The organism is Microbulbifer variabilis, from assembly GCF_020524905.1.
Taxonomy (GTDB): Bacteria; Pseudomonadota; Gammaproteobacteria; order Pseudomonadales; family Cellvibrionaceae; genus Microbulbifer; species Microbulbifer variabilis_A.
In genome coordinates, this window is the sequence record NZ_JAIVKI010000013.1 from 56,225 (window position 1) to 64,512 (window position 8,288).

General features: G+C 43.5%; 7 protein-coding genes. 2 read left to right on the forward strand and 5 right to left on the reverse strand.

Annotated features, from left to right (window positions below; all coding sequences use genetic code 11):
* Nucleotides 1-253: 253 nt before the first annotated feature.
* The 5 genes from LC073_RS14735 to LC073_RS14755 form a co-directional block, all read right to left on the reverse strand.
* Nucleotides 254-1,852 (reverse strand): phytoene desaturase family protein, encoded by a 1,599-nt coding sequence (locus LC073_RS14735; protein WP_226648012.1) that lies wholly within the window; start codon nucleotides 1,850-1,852, stop codon nucleotides 254-256.
* 272 nt (nucleotides 1,853-2,124) lie between these two features.
* Entirely contained in the window at nucleotides 2,125-2,388 is a 264-nt protein-coding gene (locus LC073_RS14740) for a hypothetical protein (RefSeq protein WP_226648013.1), read from the reverse strand.
* The gene (locus LC073_RS14745; protein WP_226648014.1) at nucleotides 2,385-3,458 is read right to left on the reverse strand and encodes a fibronectin type III domain-containing protein; all 1,074 of its coding nucleotides are present in this window, start codon (nucleotides 3,456-3,458) and stop codon (nucleotides 2,385-2,387) included. Before LC073_RS14745 ends, LC073_RS14740 begins: the two co-directional genes overlap by 4 nt.
* Before the next feature lie 418 nt (nucleotides 3,459-3,876).
* Nucleotides 3,877-4,086 carry a helix-turn-helix domain-containing protein gene (locus LC073_RS14750; protein WP_152453048.1) on the reverse strand — a complete coding sequence of 70 codons (210 nt, stop codon included), beginning with the start codon at nucleotides 4,084-4,086 and terminating at the stop codon, nucleotides 3,877-3,879.
* A 1-nt stretch (nucleotide 4,087) separates the two neighbouring features.
* On the reverse strand, nucleotides 4,088-4,597 hold the full coding sequence (locus tag LC073_RS14755; RefSeq protein WP_226648015.1) for a DUF2975 domain-containing protein: 510 nt from the start codon (nucleotides 4,595-4,597) through the stop codon (nucleotides 4,088-4,090).
* Nucleotides 4,598-4,735: 138 nt separating this feature from the next.
* On the opposite strand from LC073_RS14755, the gene LC073_RS14760 reads away from it, so the two are divergent.
* Together LC073_RS14760 and LC073_RS14765 are read left to right on the forward strand one after the other, a co-directional pair.
* Nucleotides 4,736-6,802, forward strand: a complete 2,067-nt coding sequence (locus tag LC073_RS14760; protein ID WP_226648016.1) for an alpha/beta hydrolase family protein — start codon at nucleotides 4,736-4,738, stop codon at nucleotides 6,800-6,802.
* 697 nt (nucleotides 6,803-7,499) lie between these two features.
* Nucleotides 7,500-8,222, forward strand: coding sequence for an outer membrane protein (locus LC073_RS14765; RefSeq protein WP_226648017.1), 723 nt, complete (start codon nucleotides 7,500-7,502; stop codon nucleotides 8,220-8,222).
* The last annotated feature ends 66 nt before the right edge of the window (nucleotides 8,223-8,288 follow it).

Below are 8,288 nucleotides of genomic sequence, written 5' to 3' on the forward strand. Positions count from 1 at the left end.
ATCGGTAGTTTAGGGTTTATGAAAAATTGCGTATCTCTCTCGGTTGCTGACTCCATCCAGTCAAGGATCCCGTGGAAGTAGAAGCCTATATTGAGTCCTTTGCTGGAGATGAGATTACCCCATTCTTTTAACAATACCCTTCAAAGCGCTTGACTAAACACCTGAGACTCCCAAGGTTTTATCAAGGGATTAATCAATGCCAATTGATTGAGCCTATAACTTAATTTCGCCCAATTAAACAAAAAATGCACTTTTACGAATTCCCACACAAGAGCTTGCTCGCCAATAACATTCCCGACCCCGGCGCAACACCACCTCCCGGCCAGGTGGACGCACCACACATATAGAGACCAGGAATTGGCATTTCGTGGTTTGCATATCCAACAAATGGCCGATTGCCATAAAATTGTGACAAATGGAGGCTGCCAGCGCTTAAATCCCCATTCACGAGATTTGGGTTCAATTGCTGCAGTTCCAATGGAGTGTGTATCTTCATCGCAAGGATGCTATCGGGAAGATCCGGTGCATATCTCGATATCTTCCGAATGACGCGATCTGCAACTTTTTTGGCGACGTCAGGTTTCCAAATCTGTTCATTTATTTGGCCCCCAGCATCTCCACGAATCTCAGCAGGTATCGCACGTACCATTATCCAGAGAACATGCTTACCATCAGGGGCGCGGGCCGAATCATAGATTGTCGGTTGACCCACAACGATGAAAGGGTGGCTTGGAAGCATACCCGCCATACCTTCCTGATAAGCGGCTGCGATATAGTCCAAGGATGGGCCTATGTGTACGTAGAAGCTCTGTCGCGCCGCTTCATCTTTCCAATCCGGCAACCTCGATAGAGCGAGATGAATCACCATTGTGCCTGGCCCGTAACGGTAGTTTTCCGCTTCTTTAACTATCGCATCCGGCAAGTTACCTCTAGTCAGTCTCACCAATGCCTGCGGTGTGACACTGGCGACTACTCCACGAGAACATCGCAGCTCCTGTCCACTCGCGAGACGAACACCTGACGCCCTCCCCTTATCAAAGAGGATCTCTTGTACCACCTGATTGGCAGCAACATTTCCCCCATACTCCTGAACAAGTTCTACAATGGCCCGGATCATGTTGCCGGAACCACCGCGGGCAATCGGAATGCCCTTGCGCTCATCACCATTGGTCTCCAGAAAAGGCATCCAGCATCCACCCGAGATATCAGGTGCATAATCTAAGTGCATTGCCCAAGCGGCTATCAGAGCCTGTACAATATCACTCTGAAAACGTCGTCCTAAATTCGCACGAAGGGAGTCAAGCAGTATCCCGCGTAAGGGAGTAGAGACACTAGCGGGTATATCCCCGATTCTGCCAAAAATAAGTTCCAATGGACCGGCTTGAACTGCTGGTGAGCCCAATATTTGGAACAAGATGGGACTGCACCGATCATAGTCTTCACGCCAATCCTTCCATGCCTCGGCGTCTGCCTTCGAGAAGCACGCAATGGATCTCAAATTGGCATCCAGATCCGTACTAACTCCCAAAAAATGGTCATCAGCAGCAAAAGATCCAAAGGAATGCTCGGCGACAATAAACTCCAAGCCCTTTTCTGCCAAGACCTCTCTGTGCTCAGTATAAAATTCTGAGCCTGCAAACATACTCAGGTTCATCGCCCCAATGTCATGTAAGAATCCTGGTAAAGTGAGTTCCAGTGTTCGTATCGCACCACCTGGAGAACTGTTTTGGTCGAGGACCAGTACTCGCCAACCCTCTTTGGCCAAGATGAATGCAGCACAGAGAGAATTGATGCCGGCACCAATGAAGATGATCTCAGGGTCTGTCTTAACTTCAAGTAATGACTCACTCATGACGGTATCTCATCGAACAATTGGCCAGCATCCAGACGATTGGATGCACCCCATATCCAATCAATTAATATTAGGAATAGTACAGTCGGCCCTGGTCAACTTGTAACAAAGGGGTAATGAAGAGGTGAGATAGATTTTTTTGAAAGCGAGAATACTTGTTCAGTCACTTAGTCATTAATTTAAAATTTATAAGATCCCATGAAAACTCTTATCGAGAGTTCAGCAAACTAATCCCCAGAATGGCGGATCAATAAATGAACAGGCTGATGGAATTATTCATACATTCTGGCAGCATAAAGGATTTCAGCAAAAACTTTCCAATGAATATTCTCGGGAATTTCTTCTCCCTGATTAGCGTAAAAACCATCCATATCATCTGCCCAAGCGGCCATTGCTTCCAGAAAACTTGCTAGATCAGTATTCTCCCAACTCGAAGGATTGTTTTTATAATCATTAAGAATATCTAGAACAAATTTAGAGAAATCATTTCTTGTCTTAATCTGGTTAAGATTTTCAAGTAAGCTTAATTTTTTCATATATCTCCTTTGCGAATACGGATCGAGGTACCATCATTTTTACTCGTGAATTTAAATGATCCCTCAACAATCTCGCCTGGGGTCGCGGGTGTTATACGGATCGGCTTGGCTGCCTCCTGAAAGGCTTTAAGCCTGCGATTGTCTAACGAATAGATTTTACCATCCCGACTAAACACCCGTATAGGCGGCACATCACCCGCATTCAATTTTCCACTCTTAAGATCTCTGATCAAGTCTTCCACTTTTCGTCCGTCTGTAAAAGTTGCCTTAATGCTATCCTGAGTGAATCTGACTGCTTTAGGATTTATCAACCCTTTCCGAATCACGGCGACTCTTGGAGAGCTTACCCAGGCGCTATAGGTGGTTGAGTCATCAGTCCTGACCAAGGCCCGAATTCTAAATTTATAGGAGCCACTTGTTAATCGCTTACCCTTCTCCCTTGGCAAGGTAATTGGGCCTGTACTTACTCCAGAATAAACACAGGACCATGTCGAACAATCATCTTTACACTGCTCGATTTCATAACCGGTAATTTTTATCCCTGAACCAGGGGGTACCCATTTGACTTCAACTGTCCCTTGAGATCCTGGATTTTCAGAAACAGCATCCACCACTCGGGGAGCTTGTATCGGAGGATTTACTAACTGTACTTTCTCCAGCTCTCCACTTTGAACAGTGATATTTCTTGGCGTGGGAAGAGGACTAGCACCATCTTGATGTTTCTCACTGGAAAAACCACCACAGCCTGCTCTATGACTGGGCCGCGTCTTGAACCCCCAATGCCCTTGAGATAGCCCTTTAAATTGATATGAATACCCTGTGAACTTACTAGACTTGGGCCAATTACCATCCTCTTTTTGCTTTACCAAATGATACTCATTGACAACATCTGGTAGTGAAAGCCAAGAAAATGGAATGTTTTCTATACGGCTGCTCGTTTCAGAGACGCTCGTTCTAACTACTGTTAGAGAAGAGTCTGAAGGCGATTTGCTGGAGAAACCACTGGCACAGGCTGCAAAAGATAAAAACAGAAAGTAGAAATAGGCAATAAAACGCAGGCTTAGAGACAAAGCTTTCACCCGAGAGTTGAGCATTACCGAAGGGGCAACACTGAGACCTTTAGTGACTACCCATTACCATATCTATAAAATTCGATTATAGGGTGAGATTTTGCTTGTTGCGTTAAACACTACTGAATAGGTAGTCAGGTCTTACGAGGATAATAATTCTATTGGCAAGAACAGCTAGAACGAGAGGAAAATTAAAAGGCATCGATACTTCTACAACCGGAAAGTACCTACCGCCCAGAAGCTTCAACAGCTAACTTACTTCTAGGCACCCTCCCCTTTAGTATATTTGAATGGAAGGTATAGGAGACTAAAGAAGACCAATAGTTTTCACTTCAGTCCTTAACTGCTGAACTAAAGATTTCCCGGTAGTACCCCAAGCACTCCCTTCCTGGGGTAAAACTGGGTAGAAAAAAATAGATCACTCATCTTGTTTGAACTCCAAAATATCACCGGGCTGACATTCAAGCGCTTCACATATTGCCGATAAGGTATCAAACCTGACCCCTTTCACTTTGCCACGTTTCAATAATGACAAGTTAGCCTCGGTAATTCCTATCTCTGCTGCCAACGATTTAGAGCTGACTTTACGTTTGGCCAGCATAACATCCAAGTTGACAATAATAGCCATGCTACACAAACTCTTTGTTTTCTTGCTCAATTTGTTTTGCTGCTCGCAAAATATAGAGGACGCTCACAAGTACGAATAATGTGAAAAGCCTGCCGACATCCAATGACAGCACCAGGGTTAGTTCATTTTCATGCAAATACAATAGATAACTGAGCCACAAAGACTCCAGCATGCGTACTAGGATCGAAGCCCCATAGAGCCAAACCAACCACACATAGCAGCGGTCACTCTCTTTACCAAAATAGTCACCCTTCGCGTACTGACCAAAAAGTCGCCAAAGCCAATAGATAAACAGGCCGGAAAGCACAAAGATTGGCAGTTGCCCAAGTAATAGCATCGACCTGTACTGGTCACCTAGCGCCCAAAGTTCCTGGAAAAGTGGGTTGCTGCTGTTGAAGGCATTCTTGTCGTAGACAAAGTAGTTGATCAGCAAAATGCTTATGGCAATCAAACTGACAGCGACGATAGCCCAGCGCAGACGCGTACTTAATACCTGAATATTTTGCTTCACAGGTTAGCTCCTATGGGATAAGCAAACATTATACAACAGTATCAAGTTTCTGCAATTCAGCTATAAATTATTGCTTTACAATAATTTATAGCTGCTCTACAGTATATCCATGGTCATCACTGATAAGGAGTTAAGTCCATGGAATTAAAGAATCATCGTTGGTCAATACGTAAAACCATCTGCTGGCTGAGCTTAGCCGCTGCATTTAGCGGCTGTAGCATGAATGTCGTTTTAAAGGATTCAGCATCAACAGAAGCCCAACAGGAGTTACTCCCTATTGAGAGTTTCTTTAATGACTCTGAAATCAATGGAGTCAAATTATCTTCTGATGGTCAATGGCTGGCCTGGCTCCAGCAACACAACGGAGCACCAAATATCTATGTAATGCCGAGTGATGGGAGTGTTGAGGATGCCTTCCCTTTAACTGCTTTTGCCGATGGAGCAGATAGCTTTTATTGGGATAAACATCAGCTCGGTATGTTTGTTTCTAAAGATTCCGATGGAAACGAACAGCACCAGATTTTCCGATTGGATCTGGAGGTAAAGGATAAAACTCTAAATTTGCTGAACACCCAAAATTTAACATCGAAAAAAGGTGTCAATTACATACTTTGGGGACAGGCTTCAAAAATACCTGACACCCTTACACTCATTGCGAATCACGACGATCCGATGACATTAAATTTTTATCGGCTGGATACTGAAGCCGGTAAGCTTACATCACTGATGACCAATACCGAGCGTTTTCATGATGTGCTGATTGATCCTAAAGGATTTCCCATTGCTGGTGTGAGATCGAACCCGGATACATCAATGCAGTTATTTATTTATAAGAATAAATCCTGGCAAGAAGCCCTGAAAACTGAAGCGGGAGAAATTTTACACCTATCCAGTTATAATTCAGATCTTGGAAGAGTGTATTTCGAATCCAGCTTCGGCGAGGCTGATACTTCAGGATTAAAACAACTGGATTTAAATTCAGGGGAAATTGTTGACGTTCACACCGACCCTAATCAACGATCCGACGTTTATAAAACCTTATTCAGTAAAGATGGAGAGCTTCAGCTGGTTTCTTACTACTATGGATATCGAGAAGATTATCCAATTAGTAAGGAGTTCAAAAAGCATTGGCAATATATCACCAGTCAATTTTCACGCAGAGTTGAAATTGATGTTGTCTCCATCAATGAGGAGGCTGGCATATGGCTGCTAGATATTGCCAGTGATGTCGATCTGGGGGCTTTTTATACCTACAATCAAGCAGACCAATCACTGAGGCGCTTGATTGATAAAGATACAAGGTTAGATACGGAATCTCTGGCAGAAAGACGCTCTATTACTTATAAAGCCCGTGACGGCATTACTATTCAAGCTTATCTGACTCTGCCCAAAGGCAAGAGCAGTCAATTGCCGCTAGTGGTATTGCCTCACGGTGGCCCATGGGGAAGAGATCACTGGAGGCTTAGTGATAGCTTTTTCAATCGCGTGTCTCAGTTGCTATCGAATCGCGGCTATGCGGTATTACAGCCCAACTTTCGTGCATCTACAGGCTTTGGTGAAACCTTCATCGCTTTGGGTAATCGCCAGTGGGGAACCGGTGCAATGCAACATGACCTGACTGATGGTGTTGAGTTTCTAGTGGAGCAAGGCATTGCGGACAAAGATAAAGTAGCCATCATGGGTGGGTCTTACGGAGGCTATGCAGCACTTTCCGGGTTGACTTTCACCCCCGATGTATATGCAGCCGCGATATCTTTTGTGGGCCCATCAAGCCTAGTCACCTTGGTTGAGTCATTCCCGGAGTATTATCGACCATTTATTTCCAACTGGTTCAAAGCAGTCGGTGATCCTTTGATTCAAGCAGACCGAGAGGATATGCAGGCCCGATCACCTTTAAACTTTACGGATCAAATTAAAGCACCTTTACTGTTGGTTCAGGGTGCAAATGATCCCCGCGTTACTCAACTTGAGTCTGATCAAATTGCTATAGACATGTATCAAAAAGACTTAGCTGTCGAGTATATTTTGGCTAAAGATGAGGGGCACGGATTTAGCAAGCGTATTAACAGGCTGGCTTATTTGATAAAAATGGAAGAATTTCTCGCAGAGCACTTAGGTGGTGAAGTAAGCTCTGAAATTCCTGAGGAGCTTACAACCCATTTGGCAGGACTTGAAGTTGATATATCAAAATTAGCCGAGAAATAATCTTAAATAGATTGCTTGCGATCTTAGGTTGATCGCCAATATAGAGCGCCGGTCTTTGATAGATATTAATCAATATCTATCAAAGACAGTCTACATTTAAAGTAAGATCATTTCATTTTCCAACAAACAATATAAAAAACTTCTTCACCCCAAGCACCTAAATAACCTACCGCTTAATAGCGGAAAAAAGATTACGAATGCCTCACTTTCTATTTAGGCAAGTTTATAATTCATATCCAAAACTGGCTAATAGAAATTATGAGTTAGCTACTAAGCCATCATTCACTGAGAACATTCGTTTAAGTAAGACTCGACTCATGAAAGGTCAGAAGGTTCAATTAGGTACAGAAGCACCAACACTTTCTTTTTCTAATCTTCAATTACATGAAGCCAAGTCTAAATTCTACTCATTGTCAGACAGTAGATTTTTGAGTATTGTTACGCCTTTTTTTACCGTAACTGAGGTAGGGCATATCGTAGATGTAAGAAGTATCCGCCGCTTTGTAGGAAGACAGGATACCTGTTGTCAGTCTTACCTAAGCAGTGAAGACCAAAAGAATTCACTACTTCTCCACTCCTGACCCCAGTATTACCGATCGAAGCCTTGTCGCCATATTGATTGGCTTCAACCCTTTTTAAACATTAGGGCCTAGCCTTAGAAAGTAAGAAAAAGCGTAGTAACCATATGGAGGAAGCCATGCATTCCCGTTTAACCACCTTTCTCGGAGCTCTTGTTATTTCAACTAACACTAGCGCAGCCGAGTTCGGCAACCAAAAGCCACTAAGTTTCCATCCGTATATATCCTTGAACACAGGGTATAGCGAAATGGAACTCACTCGAGATTATCGAACAACTGAGAAAGGAAATACAAAGGAGTTTAGCTACTTAGAATTCACTGCTTCTGAGAGCGAGTCATGGAATAGTATTTCAATAGGGGCAGACTTTGACAATTATCCACTGGAATTGCGATTAAGCTACAGCACCGTTTCTACTGATAAAATTGACGCATGGGATTTTGATGAGAACAATCCCGTCACGGCGCTAATCTTTGATTCCTGGCAAGAGTATGATTTAGAAGTATTCTCCCTGACTGGTATTTTTGAACTATCGAAATCCTGCCAAAGAGCCTGCCTGTACCTGCTAGGAGGTTATAGCTTTGGCGAGCTAGATTGGTCTCTGTCTATGGAAGGGATAATTGAAGGTATCGACGTCCACGAGTCGAAATCATTCAACAAAAGCTTCGTCCACCTTGGAGGTGGGTTTCGCTACAACTTCACCGACTCCTTGCGTATGAACACTGAATACATTCAATACAATATCGGACAGATCGGCAAATATAAAATAACTGAAAACGAACGAGTGGAATTCGATCTGGATAACCTTGGTGTATGGCAAGCAGGGGTATCTTATATTTTCTAGTTAGAGATGGGTACCCTACTAGATACCAACAAAAAACCTCACTCCTATGAGCCCTCAACAATAGTG

Excerpts from the sequence above, each read along its gene's own strand:
- LC073_RS14735 (WP_226648012.1), bottom strand. The coding sequence starts at position 1,852 with ATGAGTGAGTCATTACTTGAAGTTAAGACAGACCCTGAGATCATCTTC.
- LC073_RS14740 (WP_226648013.1), bottom strand. The coding sequence starts at position 2,388 with ATGAAAAAATTAAGCTTACTTGAAAATCTTAACCAGATTAAGACAAGA.
- LC073_RS14750 (WP_152453048.1), bottom strand. The coding sequence starts at position 4,086 with ATGGCTATTATTGTCAACTTGGATGTTATGCTGGCCAAACGTAAAGTC.
- LC073_RS14760 (WP_226648016.1), top strand. The coding sequence starts at position 4,736 with ATGGAATTAAAGAATCATCGTTGGTCAATACGTAAAACCATCTGCTGG.
- LC073_RS14765 (WP_226648017.1), top strand. The coding sequence starts at position 7,500 with ATGCATTCCCGTTTAACCACCTTTCTCGGAGCTCTTGTTATTTCAACT.